Source organism: Paenibacillus alba, assembly GCF_013204855.1.
In the GTDB taxonomy this organism is placed as follows: Bacteria; Bacillota; Bacilli; order Paenibacillales; family NBRC-103111; genus Paenibacillus_E; species Paenibacillus_E alba.
In genome coordinates, this window is sequence record NZ_JABMKZ010000003.1 from 360,241 (window position 1) to 378,447 (window position 18,207).

Below are 18,207 nucleotides of genomic sequence, written 5' to 3' on the forward strand. Positions count from 1 at the left end.
GCACATGAAGAGCGCTGAGAGCTCATGCAACTCATAAGTTAATCCGTTTTTGGATAAGATAGGATTATCGATTTGAATAAAACGGAGTGATGGCGATGAACTGGATATATTGGGCAAAATTATATGATTCCAAGTTTCAAGCGGGCTGTTTAGCGAAAAGAATGGAAGAAGATTGGTGGATTTATGGCTATGAATGCCCGCAGGAAGTAGAAGTCTACAAGTCAAAAAAAGGCCGCTTCGGTGTTCGATACAACACATAAGCGGCTTGAATCTATCCTAAAAATTAACGCTTGACTTAGACCTCGCGATTGGTGTATATTTATTTTTGTCGCTGTTGAGCGACAGCTAATGACGCGGGGTGGAGCAGCCCGGTAGCTCGTCGGGCTCATAACCCGAAGGCCGCAGGTTCAAATCCTGCCCCCGCAACCAATTTATTTCATTTCGGGCCTATAGCTCAGTTGGTTAGAGCGGTCGGCTCATAACCGATTGGTCGGGGGTTCGAGTCCCTCTGGGCCCATAGCACGCAAACCCTTGGTATAAGGGTTTTTGTCGTTTATGGACATAAATAAAGCCCTCCCCCAGAAAGGAACAAATGATGTGCCGAAACATTAAGCCTTTATTTAACTTTGATCCCGTCGTTACGGATGAGGAGATTCGCGCTGCGTCTTTGCAATTTGTTCGCAAAATATCTGGCTTCACGGAGCCTTCGAAGGCGAACGAGGAAGCTTTCGAACTCGCGGTGAATGAAGTAAGTCTGGTCGCTCGCAAGCTGATGGAATCGTTGGTGACGAATGCAGAGCCGCGCAATCGTGAAGTTGAAATGGAGCGGGCTCGGGCAAGAAATGCCAAGAGATTCGGAACGGGAGAGGCCTAAATCACTTCTCCTTCCTTATAAAGGTTCTTTCCTTCTGGGAGAGAGCCTTTTTATGTTGGATCACTCTATATGTCTATTACGAGAGTAGCGTCCCAAGACTTTTAAGCATATGATGTAGGAAACTAGTAGAAAATAGGTGATTGAAAGTGACCAAAGGTTTTGATTGTTCAACGCCTTTAACGGTACCAACTGCCGCTGCTTTCGTCAATGACGGCTACTTGTTTGTGGCCAGATATCTGGTTCCAAGTGGATTCAAAGCGCTAACCAAAAGTGAAGCCGATGTGATTAGTAAAGCGGGTTTGCAGATCGTATCTGTCTTCGAGACAACAGCTAATCGGGCTCTGGGGGGGCGGAGCGCTGGCTTAGCCGACGGTGCAACTGCGCTGCAAGTAGCGAAACAAGTGGGCCAACCTGTGGGCAGCTGCATTTATTTTGCTGTTGATTTCGATGCTGCAAGTACGCAAATGCCGACGATTATTGCTTATATTCAGGCTGCGAGCGAAGCGACACCGGCATATACAACTGGAGTTTACGGATCTTACTCCGTCATGGAGGCAGTTCGCCAGGCAGGAGTTTGCTCGCATTATTGGCAAACCTATGCATGGAGCGGCGGGAAGAAGTCCGCATTTATTCAGATTTATCAATATTTAAATGATGTCACTGAACATGGCATCGGCATCGATCATGATGAATCTTATGGGAATGAAGGCTGGTGGAACACGATAACATCACCTGAACCACCCGTGTCATATCCTTTGACTGCCAGCGACGCGAATGCTATTATTCCTTTTCTTTCTGCGGGTTATGGGGCAACCTCCTCGCCAGATGCTCGTGAGGAGTTTCACCGCTTAGCGAATGAATTGCGGAAAGCTTCAGGTCAACCCGAACAATAATGACAACAAAGTAAACCGAATCCTCTTTTGATCCGTTTACTCTTAGGAGTGAAGGAAAATTCAAAGGAGGATTTTTGATGATGAAAAAAACTGTATTTGCCGTTGTTCTTAGTGTTGGGTTGTTCGCAGCCGGTATATGGCCAGTTTCCGCCCAAGAACATGATAGGAGTATGGCAGCGGATATGAGCATGAAGGCAGGAACTGCGCAACAAGTGAAGTCCGATATGAAACTCACTTTGAATGGGAAACCGCTTCAGCTAGACGAGGCTTACCTGATTGATAATTCCTTATTCGTGCCTTATCGCGCTTTTGCCGAAGGAATTGGATCCGAAGTGGGTTATGACGCGGCTGCTCAAAGGGTCACCGTTAAAAAAGATAATAAAACCGTCAAACTGACGATCGGTTCATCCGATGCCGAGGTCGATGGCTCCCCTCATACGATGATTGGACCAGCGCAGCTCATTAACAGCTCAACTTTCGTGCATTCGCGTTTTCTCGCAGAGGTTTTCGGGATTAAAGTGGTCTATGATGAGGCTTCACGAACGGTTAATCTGGTTTCTGGACAAGAAGCAGTAAACACGTATTACGTGAACATCGAAGGATTTGCCTTCAAAGATGGCGATATTACAGTAGAAGCAGGCTCGACGGTTGTTTTTACGAATAAGGACAAAGTGAAGCATAATGCAGTCGCTGATAATGGCAGCTTCCAAACCAATCTGTTAGCAACCGGGGAGTCGGAAAGCATCACATTGACTACGCCGGGAGAGTATACGTATTTCTGTGAGCCTCATAAGAACTTCATGAAAGGCAAGATCACGGTGAAGTGAAAAATAAACGGCCTGCCCCTCGTTAAACGAAGAGGGGCAGGCCGTTTCTCATTGCATGACCGCGCTGCGAATGTACCAGCGCGCATCAAGCGAGGCTCTTTCGAGACGAAAGAGCACGCGCCTGTTCACGACCGCGGAGGCGCCTTCCGGCGTAGCCGTGACGCTGACCGCGGTCTCCAGCTGCAGGAGCTGGGACACGTCCTGCTCCGGGAACTTGGACAAGCGGCGCATGCTGCGCACGTGCACCGCTTGTTCTGTTCCTGTGGTGGCCTGCAGAAGCTGCAGGTCACCTTGGTTCGCCGCGCTGATCCACACGTCGATCAGCGCCCAGGGCGAGAGCTTGCTGATGTAGGGGATCAGCAAGCCGGCAGCCCGGTGCACCATGACTTGGTGCGCCGGGTCTATGGAGCGGGAGCCGTGTGTCACACTCCCGAGGAAGTGAATGCAGAAATGACCGTTGAAGTCATTTCCGGGAATACCGTCTCCGCCATGCGGCATGCCATGCATGGAGCCGGCCAGCGTGCGGCCGTTCAGCTTCACGAGGACTGCTCGGCGGTCCCAGCTCCAGGCGCCGCCGTAGATGGCTTTGAGCGTCGCGGAGTCTTCTTTGGTCAGCGGCTGCACATCCGCATGACTGGAGCCCGCTCGGCGTTGCCCTTCAAAGCTGAGACCGCTCTGCACGTCTACAATCGTGAACTTGCTATATTTGGGGAGGACTAGGCTCGCTTCCTCCCAAGGAAGCATCTCACCATAGTGTTTGGCTCTTACCGCTTGCACGTGCGCGCTAAGCGAAGTCTGGACATTGTGAGGAAGCGTAATGATTGATTTGGAAACAGGATCAACGACTTCTCCATTGGTGGTGACCCCAAAGATGTAAGTTCGGCCATTGTCTTCAAAGAAAAGTGTCGTATCAGGAAGGAGCGCTTCTTCATAAGAGGAGCCAGAGCGAGACTGCCCTTCTTTCAGCACTTTGCCTAACTTCTTATCGGTAAAAGCAGCTTCCGTTCGATAAGCAGAACCGGCAGTCGCTTGGACGACTAGACGGAATGCACTGGCATTCGCTGTGGCCTGATCCATAGGCAGCAAAAAGCCTATTAACAGCAAAAACAACAACAGCGTGCAGATCAGCTTGGGGAGCAAGCTGGTTGCTCGGTTGTAACCCATAAATGAGCTTCCTCCTGAGGTAGATTTTGTTAGTTCAGCATAGTCAGTTTTTACATAAAGAGATGAAATTATTATCAGCATTCTCATTTAGGCTGTCTGTCAGAGATATGGTAAACTAGCAGTAATAACAATGCTTAAAGCATAATTTGGAAAGGAAGGGATCTGTGTGAAGCTGAACGCTGGCAAACCATTTGAACTTAAATTGGAACAAGATCGCATTGTGCGAGGCGATTACTTTGAAGCGAATATACAGCCTTCTCGAGGGCGGCTCATCATTTGCCATGGCTACAAAGGCTTCAAAGATTGGGGAATGTTCCCGCATGTCGCTCAAGGCTTGGCTAACGAGGTGGATGTGATTTCCATTAATTTCTCCCACAACGGCGTCGGGGAAGATTTACTTGAGTTTACAGAGCTTGAGAAGTTTGCCAAAGATACCTATTCCAAAGATCTGGAGGACTTAGCGGCAGTCATCCAATATAGCCAGCATCAAGACGATACTACCGTAGAGAAGCCCGTTTTTCTTTTGGGTCACAGCCGAGGTGCGGCAGTTTGTCTGATTTATGCACTGGACCATCCTGAGCAAATCTCCGGCGTCCTGAGTTGGAATGGTACTGCGAATGTTGATTTATTGACAGAGGAGAATAAGGCGGAAATACGGGCAAAGGGTCGAACCTATACATTGAATGGACGCACGAAGCAAAACATGCCGCTAGATCTTGAAATACTTGAAGATATGGAACGCAATGCTGAACGATTTGACATTGTAGGTCGTATTCGCGAAGCTGCTTGTCCAATCACGTTGATTCAAGGAACAGAAGATGGAGAGCGAGGTATCCAAGGATCAAAGCGATTAATCGAGCAAAATCCCGCTATTACGTGGATTCGTATCCCTGAGGGCAATCATACCTTTGGCTCTGTTCACCCGTTTAAAGGAGAATCACAGCCGCTGAGAGGAGCCATTGAAGCATCGCTCCAGACAATTCATGACATGTTGGAGTAACACGTTGTAGCCTATACTTGAAGAGGAGGCGGACCTTACATGTCCCAAACCTATTTTATATCCGACCATCACTTTGGTCATAAATCCATTATTGATTTCGAAGATCGTCCCTTCGCTGATGCAGATGAAATGAACGCAGCCATGATTGCCAAATGGAATGCGGTCGTGATGAAAGAAGATACCGTCTTTCATCTTGGCGACTTTTCCTTTCTTAACAAAGAGAAGACTGAGGCTATCGTTTCTCAACTAAACGGCTACAAGATTCTTATTTTGGGCAACCACGACCGGGGACGTTCGCGAACCTGGTGGCTCGATGCCGGCTTTGATGAAGTAAGTGAGTATCCTCTCATTTATAAAAACTTTTTCTTCCTGTCCCATGAGCCGATGTATATGAACAATCAGATGCCTTACGTCAATGTCCATGGCCATATTCACGGCCAGAAATATGCAGGCCTTCATTATTATAATGTGAGTGTGGAACAATTGGATTATACGCCAGTTTCTTTTGAGCAGATTCGTGATTCGGTTGTGGTGAGTGAGGAGCAATAGTGTTGAAGTGAAGGAACCGCAACTGATTTGGTTGCGGTTTTTTGGTCGACATATAAGAATTTATATGTTTTGGGGTGAGCGAAGCTTACCCCTTATTTAAATTTTTGGTAAAGTAGAGGTATGGACTCCAACGTAATGAAGCGAATATTTTTAGATGAGCATCAGCACTGGGATGCCTTTGTAGAAAAGCATAAAGAACATATGAGGCCAAACGTCATCAAAGAGGTACAAAAGTTCCGTGGCTGTGGTGATCCTAGAAATGGATTCAAAATTTTAGTCTGTGAAGGATGCCATGACATAAGGAGAGTGCCCTACCGCTGTAAAGGTCGTTTTTGCACAACATGCTCCTGTGGCGAAACGGAAGAATGGAGCCGCGTGTTGATGGAAGATGTCTTGCAAGTCAATCATCGACATGTGGTATTTACCATTGATGAAGGGTTATGGCGCGTCTTTTTGCAGCATCGGAAAATGCTGAAAGAATTCATGGACGAGGCCGTACGAATCATAAAAGAACATTTTGAAAAGAAACATAAGATTACACCTGGCATCATTGCGGGAGTACATACCTTTGGCTCACGTCTGAACTTTAATCCACATGTCCATATGCTGGTGACGATGGGTGGAATGAAATCAAACGGAGAATGGAAAACGTATGATTACGTGCCGTTTGAAATGCTTAGTGGCAAACCGTGGTGTTAAAGCTCATTCGAAGAAGCTTGAACGAAGAAGAGAAGAAACAAGTACAGTCCAGACTGCAGCAAGCCTACTCGGCCAATGGAGAAGGTTTTTATGTGCATGCGCCGAAACAAAAAGGGAACGTAAAGAACCAGCTAGGCTACATAGGACGCTACATAAATCGACCAGCTATTGCGTTAAAGCGAATCCAGTCCTATGACGGAGAATACGTCGTGTTCAGCTACCACGATAAAAAAAGTGGGGAAGAGAAGACGGAAAAAGTAACGGTCGAAGAATTTATTGCAAGGGTCATACGCCATATTCCGGATGAAAACTTTAAAACAATCCGGTATTATGGGGTCTATTCGCGCAGGCTGAAAAAGGTAAGTAAAATGCTGGTGACAAGTTGGCAGAAAGAAGCAAGGAAGTGGATCGTGCGCGCTCAAAGACGTCTGAAGCGCAGAAATTGGAGAGAACGAATACAAAGAATAACGGGTAAAGACCCCCTGGTGTGTCCAAAGTGCGAATGTTACTATGAATACAAGGGGGAAGTCTGTCTAGAAGAAGGCAAACTAACGATTAAATATGCAGTCTGCGAGAGAGCGCGAGGCTGTTTAGAAAGGATGATTGGAGATCTCACCGGGAAGCAAGAAAACAAAAAGCAAAAAGAAGAAACCCCAGTTGTCCCTAAGCAATTACGTCCTGTCGAAACAGACAGTGAAGTATATATGTTTGACCTGTTCGGAAGTGGAAAGCATACCGCTTAATGTGGTGCAAGATTTTGATCGAATGGATCGAGGGGATCCGGCAGTGCCGCCTCAATTTACATGTGAAAGCTGTGAAGGAGCTATGTATCCAGAGTATTACAAAGGGATATATGGATACGAATACCGGATCTCAGACCGGTTAGAAAACAAAGAAGTGGAAGGCAGCTCAAAGTAGAATAGAAGAGGGATGGGTGTGAGGGTGAAAAGTTTACGGGCCGCCTTTGAAATCGTTGTTTATACCGCATAATACATTCAAAAAACACGATTTCAACAGCGGTTGGAACCCCACATCCATCCCTCCCCATGGACAAAAGTAGGGGTTTACACGAAAAAGGACCGTCAGGATGTACTTCCTGACGGTTTTTCTTATTATCCTATCTATAGAGCAAAATACATGATTCTCTTTTTTATTTCATTATAATGTTCAATTAATTCCTTATCACCGCGGCTTAGTAATTCAAACTCGTTATTAACTCCGTACACTTGACAAAGGCATACAATGGCTGCTTCAGCTTGTTCAACTGTAGGCTTAGAAGATTGACTAAGCTGCATGTAACGATGAAGTGTAGCGAATGCTGAGATATTATCTATATCATTATTGCTCATAAATTGATTGCCTCCTTGGTTTATATATTGCTGAACGGAACGCATGTTCCTATGCGTGTCGATTTCTGTATTGTAATCCTATTTAATTGTTTTGTAAATATAAACAAATGTTTTGATTTACAAAACAACTAAAGGGCGCTAATATACAAATATGTCTTATTGCTGAATTTGTAATATTAAGTAATAAAAACTATTAAATTGAATGAAATACTGATTTAAATTGAACAAAACGAATGTTTTAAAATTATGAAAGGTGGAGGTTAATTTGTTTAAACAAGCTAAGAACCTTAGATATGTGTATAAAATAAACAGCAGTCTTCTGAAAAAGAGTAAATGGAACTTATCTTTAAATCCAAATATAGCGAGGAAATTAGGAGCAGTTGTATCTTTAGCCAATAGCCAAGCGATTGATTTTATTGATGATATCTCCAAGAGTGGTTATTCAGAGGATAAGGTAAAAGAACTTAAGATCAAAATAACAAATATTAAACTCTATACCAAACTCGATGAACTATTGGTAATCACACTTGTTAACGGACTAGAAAAAAATACGATCTACCAATGACTGATGTTAATTCATTCATTTCTTGGAACAACAACCAAGTAGCTGGAACAGGATCAGAGACCTATGCATTTACGAAAACTTACATATTAGCTAATTTCTTAAGCCGCAAAGATTATATAGCAAATAGCAAAATTGAGACGTTTGAAGTAAACGAGTACAAGGTAACTTCTCCTTAATTGACGAGTCCCCATTGCCTTAATTGGCACATGGGGCTTTTATCTTAAGTGAAAAAGTTCATTTTCATTTTCATTTTCATTTGAAGTTTACTGTTAAATATTTATTACTTCCAAAAATTGCAGACTTTGCTTCCCTTTTCTATACGCTATAATAACTATAGAAAATAAATGGAGGTAAAGAGATGAAATACCATGAAGTAGCAGTACTTAGTTATTTAGAGGTTAATGATATGGATTATGATTATGAAGGAAGAGTAGTAGTTTGTGGGACGGATAATGAAGCATACTTCTTATTTGCTGATTCTTCAGTAATAGCAGATTAACGATGTACGATCAATCTATCCTTTCAAAAATTATTGGTTTCCATCGAAAACATCAACGAATTCCTGTAATGGAAGAAGTTGAAAAAGCATACGAATCTGCAATACATGGAGATATTGACGGAGCAATTCGAATTCTAGATTGGAAAAGGCACTGTTTTTATGTTAAAAATAATGATCAACGAGAAATAATGTCGAAAATATTTGAATATGCAAGTATTATTATAAAATAATAAACACCATTTAACTTCGCAAACTTGTTGTTTTGGTGTATTTTATTATTAAAAGAGATATATAAGGGGAAACGTTATATTTTAGCGTTTTCTTCATTTTTATCTAATGAAATGTATCACTTATTAGCTGGTGACTATAAGCTAGATTTACCATAAAGAAATAGATGCTCCACATTGTTTGAGGAACATCTATTTCTTATTACTTCTCTATTTTAGTACCATCGCCTAGTATAATAATTTTTGGATCGAATTGAAATTTAATTTTGTCTAGTTCTGTATTTTTAAGCTGGTTGTGCTCATCCATGAATTGATTTAGCTCCAGTGATCCTCCATAGTCAACTGTTTCGTGTGCTTTAATTGGTTGGTCATATGACAAGTTAATTTTTAAGATGTTTGCATCAAAAATATCATTGTAAATTGTTGTACCTTTGATACCCTTAATGTCAAAATCATTGTTATTTGTTATAGAAAAACTAAAGTCTAAGACATCGCTAAATCTCCATTTATCAGTATCTTTGGGATATAATTTTTTCCCGACTAAGGAGACTGATATTCCATTAAACTTAGCGGCTTTTTCCTTCTCTTTCCTCTCATTTTCTTCTCGCAGTTTCTTTTCCTCTTCTTCTCTTTTTCGCTTCTCGTCTTCTTCTTTTTTCTTGATTTCATCTAAGCGTATTCGCTCATTTAGAATAATCTCAGATACTTTCTGACCTTCGAGAGTCGCATTTGTCTTTTCAGCATTGACAACAGCAGATTCAAATAATTTTTTATCACCTTCAGAAATAGAAGTGTTTGAGTTAACTTTTTCTTTTATTCCTGAAGAATACTTTTGGTCTAATGTACTACATCCTGAAATCAAGGCTAGAGATATTAAGGCAATTATAGTTTTTTTCAAATTGCTGCACCCTCTTTAAATTATTTATAGGTATATTTAACTATAATAACTCAAAGGTTTTTACAAATCTATACAAATTAAGACAAAAAAATTAAAAGAATTACAACTGAAGATAAAAGCGAATACAATATGTAAAATAGTGTCAGGTGATTGATACAGATGTTTACTTATAGCAAGAGTATTTCACCAATATTTATGCCCCCGATAATGCCCCAAAAAAAATTAATAAGACTATTACAAGAGAAAATAGGCAACAAAAAAACCCTCATGTACCAAGGGTTTCGTCGTTTAATTTGGTATGACCTGTAGTGGGCTCGAACCACTGACCCCTACCCTGTCAAGATAGTGCTCTCCCAGCTGAGCTAACAAGTCGTTTTTTGAAGACAATTAGTAATATACCAAGGATTTAGCTGATTGTCAACAGTTGAGCTTTGATTTAGCGATACAAAAATGGGAATATTTTCTGTATAAGGTGATTCGTCTTGCGTTTCTTTTTAGATCTAGGCAGATATGGAGAGTTCAGATGCTGAGTATAGAGGGTTTCATCATTTTTTCCATGCAGGATGTTAATTTCTTCTTCGGATAGGCCTTGTGCGGTCATGTCGATGACAACCTTTCTTGACGTTCATGCCTTTAATGTACCATAGATTGGTACTTGTTTAATAGTAGGGCTTTCATCTTGGCGAGATTTATGGTAACTTGTTGTCATTAGGGCTTGGGAGGAACAAGGAAATGACGAAACAACAGCATCGTTGGAATTTACGTTTGAAAAGCAGTAATGTTTATTTGGGAACGGTCTATTTAGGCGATCCGCTGCCGGAAGTGGAAGATGTTATTATGATAGGCGATAAGAAATATACGATTCTTGAACTGGGAAGCAATCGTGACGCAAGTGACGTATTTGTAGAAGAAGTAAAAAAGAAATAAGGCTTAAACGAAAGAGCTAATCCGGAGGGTCAAACCCATCGAGACTAGCTCTTTTTTGTTTGCCATTACACTCTTTTTTTATTTATCATCACACTCATTGTTTCCCAACTCACTTCATTGACTTGTTAATTACTTGATTTGGTATAGCGAAGCAAGGCAATCGACGAACATTTTATTGTATTCCTCGCGGGAATAGTCTTGGTTGCAGGCAATGTTTCGTCCAAGGAATTGGAACCAGGTGATTTCGGTGGGAACTTTTTTGTAAACAAATTTTTCGTTTTGGATGAGGAAGGTTTCGTTCTCGTAATACGGTACGTTGTCAAATTGGAGAGCTTGTTCACCTTTTTGTTCGCTTACTAATGTAGCCAATAGGATGAGCATTCGGTACGGATCACGGAATATTTCATATTGTTCAGTCATGGTTAACACTCCTTTAGCAGATAGCGGTCAAAGACATCATACTAAAGCTTCCAGCTGAAAAGAATACGCTCATGCAAACTGGTGAGGAATTTGAAGGAAGATAGGATAATTTTGAAGGTAAAAAAGAAAAAGACTGATAAACACTCTAAGGAGGATCGAGTGAATCAGTCTTTTTGAGCTTGCTCCTACATCAAAGGATTAGCGTTTAAAGCTGGAAAGTTGTTGCTCAGCTATTTGCACTAACCGTTTCGTAATGTTGCCGCCAATTGCGCCAGCATCACGTGTTGCCAAATTGCCGTTGTAGCCATTAGGGGAGAGAGGGACACCAATTTCCTGAGCGACTTCGTACTTCAGTTGATCCAATGCTGCCTTTGCTTGTTGCACGACTAAAGTGTTGTTTCTAGCCATTCAAATCATCTCCTTTTTTTTGGTACACCAGTATTATTTGAATGTTCAGATTATTTATTCGTGTTTTCCCAAAAAAATTTAATTTCTTTTTCTGATGACTGAAACGCGACCCTGCAAACGCAATAAACCCCCATCCTGTTAAGGGTGGGGGGAAATTTATATTTGAAAATAAAAGGATTATTCCTCTTCGGATTCTTCGCTTTCTTCTGCAGCAGCAACTTCTTCAAGCGCTTCTGCCACTTCTTCAGTCGCTTCTTCGCTCACCACTTCTTCGGCGGACTCTTCGGCGATTTCTTCTTCGTTCTGGGATACTACTTCTTCCTCTTGGCTCATGTATTGTCACCTCCTCTGATACGTATAGTAACATTCTAACACGTCTATTGGGCTATACAAGTAGCTAGAAAGCTGTCTTGATAGATTTAATTAAATCTTAATCTGTTTGTCATACTATGAAAAATAAGAGTAGCATTTGTTGTCATTCCATGCGGTAAAACCGTATATTTTCGCCGGCTTTTTCTAGGAAGCATGTTTTATTTTTCGGATGAATATATATGAGGCGAAGCAGCAAAAGGTTTACATTTGCTAAGCTGATTGGAGGATTCCGAATGAACCGGTCGGATGTGATTTTGGAGCTGCAGCTTGTACCCGAGTTGCTTAGGCAGGCAGAAGCGATTTATGTGGATGCGCTGTCTGAGTTATCCTGGGCAAAGCATCAGCTTTTGGCCAAGGAATGTGAAGTGATTGGGGATGGATTGGTCACAGGAAAGAATGAGCTTCAACGCCAAGCTGAAATGTGGCCACACACGAAAGAGCTGCAGCAACAGGTACTGCGGATGGAAGATGCTCTTGAGCATACGAAGGTTGAGTTCCATTTCTACAAGCGAAAGCTAGAGAATTTACAAACGATTGCCAAGCTAATGACAATTTTATAGGTGGAATGAATCTGGAAGTCTGCAATCATTGGATTGCAGGCTTTTTAATATGGAAGGAAGCAAATGAAAAATTTGTTTCTGATATACGGTTACAGTCCAAGGCAGTTGTGCATCCTAAGGGTAGAATATGTCAAATGCCAAGTTTCGGGAGGATTTTATCAAATGAAATCAATGAAGATGTTGATGACGGTTAGTTTAGGATTAATGGTGCTTACAGGATGCCAAAGTGTTAGAAGTGCTTCGACGAAAGAAGCGGCTGCACCACCCAAAGATGTGGAAGTTACGATGATTGGAACGAATGGCCAGTCAGTGGGAACGGCGAAGTTAAGTGCTGTTCCGGAGGGAGTGCTTGTTAACCTTCAGGTTAGCGGTTTAACTCCTGGTGCTCATGGTTTTCATATTCACGAGAAAGCCATTTGTGAAGCACCAACGTTTGATTCAGCAGGAGCTCACTTCAATCCGATGAAGAAAGAGCATGGTTTTCTGAATCCTAAAGGTTTTCATGCAGGAGATCTTCCTAATCTGATTGTTGATGAGAAGGGAGTTGGAACCATTTCTGCTATAACCAAAACGGTTGTGCTTCAACCGGACAAACCTAACTCCTTATTCAAGCCCGGAGGCACCAGTATCGTCATCCACGAACAGGCTGATGATCTGAAGACAGATCCATCCGGCAATTCTGGTAAACGGATTGCTTGTGGTGCTGTGAAATAAGGGAAGGAGCGATATTGACATCATGATCAAAACACAAGATCTCAAGCTGCAAATGGACGAGTTAACAAAGCAAAACGATATGGTGCTCATAGAGCTCGAACAAGTGAAGAAGATGTTGATCAATGGCGCTCAAAGCTCACAAGGCACCCAAGAGCAGCAGCAATCGTCAGGCGATGATCAACAGCAGCAAGGCCAAAGGCAGCAGGATCAAGGTCAAGGTCAAGATCAGAACTCAAATCAATTTCAAGATCAAAACCAAGGCAGTCAAGGTGGGCAAGGCAGTCAAAACAGTCAAGGAGGCCAAAGCAGTCAAGGCAGCCAAAGCGGTCAAGGCAGTCAAAGCAGTCAAGGCGGTCAAAGCAGTCAAGGCAGTCAAGGCGGTCAAAGCAGTCAAAGCAGTCAAGGTGGTCAAAGCAGCCAAAGCAGCCAAAGCGGTCAAGGCAGTCAAAGCAGCCAAAGCAGCCAAAGCAGCCAAAGCGGTCAAGGCAGTCAAAGCAACCAAAACAGTCAAGGCAGCAACGGATCAAATTCACAGCAAGTGACGGATCTGGCCAATGAGTTATTGAAAATCAAAGATTTAGTTGAGAAATTGGAACAAAAAACATCGCAATATGTCAGCAGTCAATCGAACGGAACGTTGACAGAGAAGGATGCCGTTAATCTTATTTTGACTTTAATGAATGGCATGGTGGATTGGGCAAGTGAGTTCGTCTCCTCCAAAGCATCCTCAAATGGACAGTTACAATAGAGCAATCAAAAAAAGACAAAAGAGCCGCCGACAGCAGCTATTTTGTCTTTTTTTGTCGAAATTATTTTACTTAAATTAACTATTCTTTATATTTAATTAACTTATTTTTTAGCCGATTCGACAATATGTCCATATTTACAGATGATAGATTGACCGATAAAGTAAGAGTAGATAATCAGAACGTGATTAAACATGGACGAGGTGCAGGAATCATGAGAGAAATCGATATTATTGAAGTGCTGCGTCAATTAGGCATTGAGCCAGCTCGATTACATAAATGGATTTCCACGCAAGTGGAGAATAAGGAACTGGAGAGCTCCGCTTTGGAAAGTCCTAGCAACTCTGTGGCTGCCGATGAGCTGATCCCAAGAACATAGCTTATTTGATAACTCCGATGCCTTCAAGCTTCATTTGGATATTCACATGAAATTCTAGCTCTGGATAGAGGGCTTGCCACGTATGCCATTCCTCCTCAACCTTGCCAAAATGATGCGCTCGATAATTCAATCCAAACCCCATGGGATCCAGATTCTCTTTTTGGAGTTTCTCTAATAGTTTTGACATAGCCTCTGAGTGTGTTTTTTCGACGGCTTTCTCGTAATCCGCTAATTCATTAGCATCTAGATGAGTAAAAGTTTCTTCGATGACACCACGCATTCGAACATCTATATTTGCATAAGGTCGCTGATTAGAAGGAGCATATACGCGGTATTTGGAACGAAGATTATCCACAGATATGAAAAACTTGGAATCATGATAAGGCGTCGCAATCTCCACTTTATTGAGGTTTCCTTTCATAATATTAAACAACCTGGTCTCATCCATGTTCAATGCTAATTTAGACCGCTCTTTATCGAAGACGAGAGATGTATTAATTGTGTAGTGTTTATTAGAAGCTTGGATAATCGGAATGATAGGGTCTAGGCCCAATTCTTTTTTTTTGCGATAAAAGTCGAATAAGTATTCAGAAATGATGTAGCCAGATTCCACCCCTGTTTTGCCAAAACTAAGGAGAAGGGCGTTGCCTGGGAGTCGTTCATGGGCGACCTCTGTCCCTAATACGGCTTCTGCGGAAGGGCTTCCGGCAGCTAACCAGGATACAAGTTGGATATCTCTGCGGCGATTTAACCAATCCGTCGTTTCGCTTATATTTTCCTTTAAAAGAGACTGCCCGAAGATGGCAATTTTGGAATGTCCAAAATCCAATTCCTTGTCTACTTTGGACTTGAGAAGTCGCACACAATCGGTAATGGAATTTCCGTCTTGTGTAACTAACTCGAATTTAGCGGTACCCATATCGATGTTATTCCCTGGGACAGCGAGTTTGAGGGTTAATCGATATTTGGTGTCTTTTTTTTCGGATTTATCGATTCCGATCGCAACTACGAAGAAACGTCTGTCAATATCTTTAAATCCACACGCACTGCAAAGGCAAATGAGAATCAGAATGATAACTAATTTCTTCATTGCTTTTTCCTCCTGGCCAGCATAAACATCGTAACAACTAAGGCTATTTCAGATGCAAATCGGATATTCAAGAAATACACGCCTGTTTGGTATAAGGTTTGATCATTAAATAGGTAGCTGAACAAATAAGTTGTTAGCCCCATCACGCCAATAACAATCCAAGAAAAATAGGATTTGTCTTTTATACGCGGCATTAGTTCTTTAACGAATTCCAAACATACATGCCAATGGATAAAAGAACCTGCCAAGCTGATGTTGGTATACAGGTACATAAAGATAAATAAGACCCTCTCGACTAAGCCAAATTCCACTCGCATGGAATCGGACGTTGATATCCAGGGATAAATATAAGCATTAACATTCATAGTCCCATGGAATCCCACAGGTATAAGAAAGCTGGTTGCAAGCACGCACGAGCCGACTATCGGAATTGTCCAGAGGAATGGCATTTTCTTGGCGGTTCCCATTAAGCGATTGAAAATAACTAAGTTTGTGTAGCCAGTGAAAATATAGGTTCCCGCAGCAAAAGTGTCCCAAGTTGGCACATTCCAGATATGGGATACTATCTCCATACAGGCATCGTAATTCATTGAATTGTTCGTTACTGCTTTGTAAAGCACCCAAAGAACGAAAGGGACATTCATGATAATCAGTATTTCCATGCTATACAGAATGGTATCAGAGCGCAGGCGAGCGATTAGCCCGATAATGCATATGAAGGCGAACGCGATAACCATTGATGAGATATCCGGATTGATATATTTTTTGGTAATTTCGCTAAAGGAGATAACGGTAATCATCCCGGCAACAAACCAGATGCTCAGGAAATAAATCATAAAGGGAATTCGAATCCAGTTTGGCGTGTGATTTTTTAGAATCTCAGGCAATCCTAGTCCTGGAAATTTCCTAATCGAATTCACGAACACAATTAAGAGTGTGGAGCCAATCGGTATCGAAAGAAGCATAGCCATAGTGCTTCCTTCAAATCTATGTGAAATCAGAATCCGGGGAGCGAAGAGTATAATATTCGCCAGCATATTCAGAAAAACCAAATAGTAAAAATAACGATACATTGGTGCATTCACCCCACTTAGGCTCAGCTCGCTTTATTTCCTATAGAAAAAAACACGCAAATAGGGCACGCCGAAGCTCCTTAAATTTGTCATATAGGCAATCATCCCGATAAGTCCAAGAACTAGGCCGGTAATGCCAAGCATGGAAGCAAGCAGGACAAGCGGATACTTCATAATTCTCATCGCGAAGCTCATCGAATTGATAGGAACTACAAAGTTGGAAATGGCTACAGTCGATACGATAATGATCATGATATTGCTGATTAGCCCTGCTGAAGTCGCAGCCTGTCCCAGAATCAAACCTCCAACGGTAGTCGCTGTGGATCCGACGGATTTAGGAAGGCGTATGCTCGCCTCTAACAGCAGTTCCATAAGCCCCAGCATCAGCAGCACTTCCACATAGGCAGGGTAGGGCACTGAAGCACGACTACCGGCAATGGAGAGCGCTAACTGAACGCGGAAAATCTCAGGATTATAAGCGGTTAGAGCGACGTAGGCGGCAGGTAAGACAAGGCTGAGAAATAAGGCGATATAACGAAGGAATTGCAAAAAATAGCCAACAAGCGAAAGCTGATAATTATCATCCATGGCAGAATAGAAATCAAAGAAGACAGCAGGCAGGATCAGGACAAAAGGGGTTCCTTCAAGCATAATAATGACTTTGCCTTGCGATAAGTTAAGAATGGCTCTGTCTGGGCGCTCCGTATTGATGAATGTAGGGAAAATGGTGTATTTCTGCTTCGTTAACAACTGGTGCAATTCAGTCACTGACTGCAAATTATCTACCTTAATTTCATCTAATTTCTTCTTAAGCTGATCCAGAACCTCGTGATCAACGTTCATGTCATCATACAGCAGGCAGAGTCTAGATTTGGACAAGCGGCCAAGCTCACGCGATTCTACACGTAATGAACTATTTTTGTAGCGGAATCTAATCAAGTTGATATTCGTATCAATATGCTCACTGAAGGCTGTTTGCGGGCCTTGGATCGTTGCTTCTACTTGAGCATCGCTTAAAGCGGCAGCTTTAATCTGCGCGGCTTGAAAGAGGAGGAAATGATCTTTGAACACGATAGCCACATAACCGGACATGATCTTATTCAGGGAATCAACATTAGAAGCGGGTCTATTGCAGCCAGGAAAGGAGAGTAAATAATCTTCCAGCTCTACTTCATTGTTCATTTGGAAAAAAGGTTGGATAATTTCTTCTCGGATCACCGCGCTGTCACAGATGTTTGTAATAAAAAGGAGCTCAACATACATGCGTGTTGATTTCATCGTGCGATGCTCCAAATCATCCGAGGGGCCCAATTTGTCAAGAAGCCACTGCTTGTTTTGGCTTGTTAGATCCAAGGATATCCTTCCTCTCCAAGCAAAGTTTTCCTCTTAGTCTGCCTTGTTGCTTCCTGATCTATCCATTTGAAGAACGGTTTATTTCCATGATGCGGAGGTTGGCTGAAGGCTTGAACAGCACTTCAAACAAAAGAAGCAGGCATCCATTCCTTAGCGGAACGGGTGCCTGCTTCTGAGGTACTGCTGCTATTAGATCTCTCCTGCAGTGGAAGGGGATCTGAACATCATCTGCTTTGCACAGTATTCAATGATTTCACTTCTTCGAACAATGCCAATAAATTTATCGGCATCGTCCACGATCGGGACGAAGTTCTGAATTTTCGCCAAATCAATGAGATCTTCCATATCGGCGTGAATATGAACGGGTTTATTGTTCATACGCAGAGGAACCTCGGAAAGGGTATGTCGATGCGTGTTTTGAAAACTTAATCCTTCTGAATTTTTGAGGAACCAGAGCAAGTCACCTTCTGTTATCGTTCCTACATAATGTCCGTCATCCGAAAGAATGGGAACCGCGGTATACCGATGATATTCCATTCGTTCTAATGTTTGGCGTAAAGTTGCTTGTAAGGTAGTCGTAATAACCTCAGATTTGGGTAGTAAGAAAAAAGCGATATTCAT

General features: G+C 42.3%; 24 protein-coding genes, 3 tRNA genes and 1 pseudogene. 17 read left to right on the forward strand and 11 right to left on the reverse strand.

The features are described from left to right. The first annotated feature begins 95 nt into the window (after positions 1-95). The 6 genes from HQN90_RS05120 (at position 96) to HQN90_RS05145 (ending at position 2,594) form a co-directional block, all read left to right on the forward strand. Positions 96-260 carry a hypothetical protein gene (locus HQN90_RS05120; RefSeq protein WP_167356966.1) on the forward strand — a complete coding sequence of 55 codons (165 nt, stop codon included), beginning with the start codon at positions 96-98 and terminating at the stop codon, positions 258-260. A 92-nt stretch (positions 261-352) separates the two neighbouring features. Then, positions 353-429, forward strand: a tRNA-Met gene (locus HQN90_RS05125). Between the two features lie 14 nt (positions 430-443). Beyond that, positions 444-517 (forward strand) — tRNA-Ile (locus HQN90_RS05130). A gap of 78 nt (positions 518-595) precedes the next feature. Beyond that, complete coding sequence (locus HQN90_RS05135) at positions 596-874, forward strand: DUF2277 domain-containing protein (protein ID WP_173217063.1); 279 nt, start codon at positions 596-598, stop codon at positions 872-874. 146 nt (positions 875-1,020) lie between these two features. After that, a complete protein-coding gene (locus HQN90_RS05140) occupies positions 1,021-1,767 on the forward strand; it encodes a DUF1906 domain-containing protein (RefSeq protein ID WP_173216764.1) in 747 nt (248 codons plus the stop codon). A 77-nt stretch (positions 1,768-1,844) separates the two neighbouring features. Beyond that, entirely contained in the window at positions 1,845-2,594 is a 750-nt protein-coding gene (locus HQN90_RS05145; RefSeq protein WP_173216765.1) for a stalk domain-containing protein, read from the forward strand. 48 nt (positions 2,595-2,642) lie between these two features. Here the strand turns inward: HQN90_RS05145 and HQN90_RS05150 are convergent, their stop codons facing one another. Further along, positions 2,643-3,839 (reverse strand): hypothetical protein, encoded by a 1,197-nt coding sequence (locus tag HQN90_RS05150; RefSeq protein WP_173216766.1) that lies wholly within the window; start codon positions 3,837-3,839, stop codon positions 2,643-2,645. A gap of 85 nt (positions 3,840-3,924) precedes the next feature. Here HQN90_RS05150 and HQN90_RS05155 point away from each other — a divergent pair, with 85 nt between their 5' ends. The 3 genes and pseudogenes from HQN90_RS05155 to HQN90_RS39850 all read left to right on the forward strand — a co-directional run bounded on the left by HQN90_RS05155 (position 3,925) and on the right by HQN90_RS39850 (position 6,749). Then, positions 3,925-4,758, forward strand: coding sequence for an alpha/beta hydrolase family protein (locus HQN90_RS05155; RefSeq protein ID WP_338042277.1), 834 nt, complete (start codon positions 3,925-3,927; stop codon positions 4,756-4,758). A gap of 39 nt (positions 4,759-4,797) precedes the next feature. Further along, positions 4,798-5,307 (forward strand): metallophosphoesterase, encoded by a 510-nt coding sequence (locus tag HQN90_RS05160; protein ID WP_173216767.1) that lies wholly within the window; start codon positions 4,798-4,800, stop codon positions 5,305-5,307. Positions 5,308-5,427: 120 nt separating this feature from the next. Then, positions 5,428-6,749, forward strand: a pseudogene (locus HQN90_RS39850) (IS91 family transposase). A 378-nt stretch (positions 6,750-7,127) separates the two neighbouring features. Here HQN90_RS39850 and HQN90_RS05170 read toward each other — a convergent pair. Continuing rightward, positions 7,128-7,355 (reverse strand): hypothetical protein, encoded by a 228-nt coding sequence (locus HQN90_RS05170; RefSeq protein ID WP_173216768.1) that lies wholly within the window; start codon positions 7,353-7,355, stop codon positions 7,128-7,130. 265 nt (positions 7,356-7,620) lie between these two features. Between HQN90_RS05170 and HQN90_RS05175 the strand changes: the two genes are divergently transcribed. The 3 genes from HQN90_RS05175 (at position 7,621) to HQN90_RS05185 (ending at position 8,649) form a co-directional block, all read left to right on the forward strand. After that, positions 7,621-7,920 (forward strand): hypothetical protein, encoded by a 300-nt coding sequence (locus HQN90_RS05175; RefSeq protein ID WP_173216769.1) that lies wholly within the window; start codon positions 7,621-7,623, stop codon positions 7,918-7,920. 358 nt (positions 7,921-8,278) lie between these two features. Further along, complete coding sequence (locus HQN90_RS05180) at positions 8,279-8,419, forward strand: hypothetical protein (protein ID WP_173216770.1); 141 nt, start codon at positions 8,279-8,281, stop codon at positions 8,417-8,419. A gap of 2 nt (positions 8,420-8,421) precedes the next feature. Beyond that, positions 8,422-8,649, forward strand: a complete 228-nt coding sequence (locus HQN90_RS05185; RefSeq protein WP_173216771.1) for a hypothetical protein — start codon at positions 8,422-8,424, stop codon at positions 8,647-8,649. Positions 8,650-8,848: 199 nt separating this feature from the next. Here HQN90_RS05185 and HQN90_RS05190 read toward each other — a convergent pair whose 3' ends face one another. Both HQN90_RS05190 and HQN90_RS05195 read right to left on the reverse strand, forming a co-directional pair. Beyond that, on the reverse strand, positions 8,849-9,544 hold the full coding sequence (locus HQN90_RS05190) for a hypothetical protein (protein WP_173216772.1): 696 nt from the start codon (positions 9,542-9,544) through the stop codon (positions 8,849-8,851). Positions 9,545-9,843: 299 nt separating this feature from the next. Next, positions 9,844-9,916: transfer RNA gene (locus HQN90_RS05195), tRNA-Val, on the reverse strand. Between the two features lie 360 nt (positions 9,917-10,276). On the opposite strand from HQN90_RS05195, the gene HQN90_RS05200 reads away from it, so the two are divergent. Then, positions 10,277-10,471: a hypothetical protein gene (locus HQN90_RS05200; protein ID WP_079420361.1), complete on the forward strand. Its 195-nt coding sequence runs from the start codon at positions 10,277-10,279 to the stop codon at positions 10,469-10,471. A 129-nt stretch (positions 10,472-10,600) separates the two neighbouring features. On the opposite strand, the gene HQN90_RS05205 is transcribed toward HQN90_RS05200, so the two are convergent. From HQN90_RS05205 to HQN90_RS05215, 3 genes are all read right to left on the reverse strand, one after another. Further along, a complete protein-coding gene (locus HQN90_RS05205; RefSeq protein ID WP_173216773.1) occupies positions 10,601-10,891 on the reverse strand; it encodes a hypothetical protein in 291 nt (96 codons plus the stop codon). Positions 10,892-11,089: 198 nt separating this feature from the next. Beyond that, positions 11,090-11,299, reverse strand: a complete 210-nt coding sequence (locus tag HQN90_RS05210; protein WP_057302991.1) for an alpha/beta-type small acid-soluble spore protein — start codon at positions 11,297-11,299, stop codon at positions 11,090-11,092. A gap of 177 nt (positions 11,300-11,476) precedes the next feature. After that, positions 11,477-11,632, reverse strand: coding sequence for a hypothetical protein (locus HQN90_RS05215; RefSeq protein ID WP_158082356.1), 156 nt, complete (start codon positions 11,630-11,632; stop codon positions 11,477-11,479). A gap of 272 nt (positions 11,633-11,904) precedes the next feature. On the opposite strand from HQN90_RS05215, the gene HQN90_RS05220 reads away from it, so the two are divergent. The 4 genes from HQN90_RS05220 to HQN90_RS05235 all read left to right on the forward strand — a co-directional run bounded on the left by HQN90_RS05220 (position 11,905) and on the right by HQN90_RS05235 (position 14,070). Then, positions 11,905-12,231, forward strand: a complete 327-nt coding sequence (locus tag HQN90_RS05220; RefSeq protein ID WP_173216774.1) for a hypothetical protein — start codon at positions 11,905-11,907, stop codon at positions 12,229-12,231. Positions 12,232-12,393: 162 nt separating this feature from the next. Further along, on the forward strand, positions 12,394-12,945 hold the full coding sequence (locus HQN90_RS05225) for a superoxide dismutase family protein (protein WP_173216775.1): 552 nt from the start codon (positions 12,394-12,396) through the stop codon (positions 12,943-12,945). Positions 12,946-12,967: 22 nt separating this feature from the next. Continuing rightward, complete coding sequence (locus tag HQN90_RS39855; protein WP_173216776.1) at positions 12,968-13,693, forward strand: hypothetical protein; 726 nt, start codon at positions 12,968-12,970, stop codon at positions 13,691-13,693. Positions 13,694-13,905: 212 nt separating this feature from the next. Beyond that, on the forward strand, positions 13,906-14,070 hold the full coding sequence (locus HQN90_RS05235) for a hypothetical protein (protein ID WP_173216777.1): 165 nt from the start codon (positions 13,906-13,908) through the stop codon (positions 14,068-14,070). Position 14,071: 1 nt separating this feature from the next. On the opposite strand, the gene HQN90_RS05240 is transcribed toward HQN90_RS05235, so the two are convergent. From HQN90_RS05240 to HQN90_RS05255, 4 genes are all read right to left on the reverse strand, one after another. Then, positions 14,072-15,160 carry a Ger(x)C family spore germination protein gene (locus HQN90_RS05240; RefSeq protein WP_173216778.1) on the reverse strand — a complete coding sequence of 363 codons (1,089 nt, stop codon included), beginning with the start codon at positions 15,158-15,160 and terminating at the stop codon, positions 14,072-14,074. Beyond that, entirely contained in the window at positions 15,157-16,131 is a 975-nt protein-coding gene (locus HQN90_RS05245) for a hypothetical protein (protein ID WP_173216779.1), read from the reverse strand. The genes HQN90_RS05240 and HQN90_RS05245 overlap by 4 nt, the downstream gene beginning before the upstream one ends. A gap of 135 nt (positions 16,132-16,266) precedes the next feature. Continuing rightward, positions 16,267-17,586, reverse strand: a complete 1,320-nt coding sequence (locus tag HQN90_RS05250) for a spore germination protein (protein WP_246362083.1) — start codon at positions 17,584-17,586, stop codon at positions 16,267-16,269. Between the two features lie 189 nt (positions 17,587-17,775). Next, positions 17,776-18,207 (reverse strand): CBS domain-containing protein, encoded by a 432-nt coding sequence (locus tag HQN90_RS05255; RefSeq protein ID WP_173216780.1) that lies wholly within the window; start codon positions 18,205-18,207, stop codon positions 17,776-17,778.

Excerpts from the sequence above, each read along its gene's own strand:
- HQN90_RS05120 (WP_167356966.1), top strand. The coding sequence starts at position 96 with ATGAACTGGATATATTGGGCAAAATTATATGATTCCAAGTTTCAAGCG.
- HQN90_RS05210 (WP_057302991.1), bottom strand. The coding sequence starts at position 11,299 with ATGGCTAGAAACAACACTTTAGTCGTGCAACAAGCAAAGGCAGCATTG.
- HQN90_RS05160 (WP_173216767.1), top strand. The coding sequence starts at position 4,798 with ATGTCCCAAACCTATTTTATATCCGACCATCACTTTGGTCATAAATCC.
- HQN90_RS05215 (WP_158082356.1), bottom strand. The coding sequence starts at position 11,632 with ATGAGCCAAGAGGAAGAAGTAGTATCCCAGAACGAAGAAGAAATCGCC.
- HQN90_RS05225 (WP_173216775.1), top strand. The coding sequence starts at position 12,394 with ATGAAATCAATGAAGATGTTGATGACGGTTAGTTTAGGATTAATGGTG.
- HQN90_RS05205 (WP_173216773.1), bottom strand. The coding sequence starts at position 10,891 with ATGACTGAACAATATGAAATATTCCGTGATCCGTACCGAATGCTCATC.
- HQN90_RS05245 (WP_173216779.1), bottom strand. The coding sequence starts at position 16,131 with ATGGCTATGCTTCTTTCGATACCGATTGGCTCCACACTCTTAATTGTG.
- HQN90_RS05135 (WP_173217063.1), top strand. The coding sequence starts at position 596 with ATGTGCCGAAACATTAAGCCTTTATTTAACTTTGATCCCGTCGTTACG.
- HQN90_RS05200 (WP_079420361.1), top strand. The coding sequence starts at position 10,277 with ATGACGAAACAACAGCATCGTTGGAATTTACGTTTGAAAAGCAGTAAT.
- HQN90_RS05145 (WP_173216765.1), top strand. The coding sequence starts at position 1,845 with ATGATGAAAAAAACTGTATTTGCCGTTGTTCTTAGTGTTGGGTTGTTC.
- HQN90_RS05185 (WP_173216771.1), top strand. The coding sequence starts at position 8,422 with ATGTACGATCAATCTATCCTTTCAAAAATTATTGGTTTCCATCGAAAA.
- HQN90_RS05240 (WP_173216778.1), bottom strand. The coding sequence starts at position 15,160 with ATGAAGAAATTAGTTATCATTCTGATTCTCATTTGCCTTTGCAGTGCG.
- HQN90_RS39855 (WP_173216776.1), top strand. The coding sequence starts at position 12,968 with ATGATCAAAACACAAGATCTCAAGCTGCAAATGGACGAGTTAACAAAG.
- HQN90_RS05235 (WP_173216777.1), top strand. The coding sequence starts at position 13,906 with ATGAGAGAAATCGATATTATTGAAGTGCTGCGTCAATTAGGCATTGAG.
- HQN90_RS05170 (WP_173216768.1), bottom strand. The coding sequence starts at position 7,355 with ATGAGCAATAATGATATAGATAATATCTCAGCATTCGCTACACTTCAT.
- HQN90_RS05255 (WP_173216780.1), bottom strand. The coding sequence starts at position 18,207 with ATGAATATCGCTTTTTTCTTACTACCCAAATCTGAGGTTATTACGACT.
- HQN90_RS05180 (WP_173216770.1), top strand. The coding sequence starts at position 8,279 with ATGAAATACCATGAAGTAGCAGTACTTAGTTATTTAGAGGTTAATGAT.
- HQN90_RS05220 (WP_173216774.1), top strand. The coding sequence starts at position 11,905 with ATGAACCGGTCGGATGTGATTTTGGAGCTGCAGCTTGTACCCGAGTTG.
- HQN90_RS05150 (WP_173216766.1), bottom strand. The coding sequence starts at position 3,839 with ATGCTGATAATAATTTCATCTCTTTATGTAAAAACTGACTATGCTGAA.